The 258-nt window shown below is 58.1% G+C and carries 1 protein-coding gene; it reads right to left on the bottom strand.

What is annotated here, in order from left to right:
• Positions 1-228: hypothetical protein (locus SM447_RS29880; protein WP_474576206.1), on the bottom strand; the 228-nt coding region annotated here is incomplete at its 3' end.
• Positions 229-258: the final 30 nt, after the last annotated feature.

Below are 258 nucleotides of genomic sequence, written 5' to 3'. Positions count from 1 at the left end.
TTCCAGCGACAGCGCGGTTTTTGCCCATTCCCACAGACGGTCCCAGGGTTGTTGCGAGATCAGATCAGCCTTCGCCAAATGCGCTTGTAAGGCGATCATATCCGCGCGCAATGCCTGTAACTTATTGATTTGTAACGGATGTTCAGATGTCCATGCGTTCGCATGCAGGCTGGCGCGCGCCACAAGCAGACGAAAAGCAGCGGCTTCGTCCGCGGTTGCCTTGGGCAAGGATCGCACCCGGGACAGCGCCTCTTCGCG

The sequence above is a fragment of the Micromonospora aridisoli genome (assembly GCF_056150025.1).
This window is presented reverse-complemented; position numbering and strand designations above follow the sequence as displayed.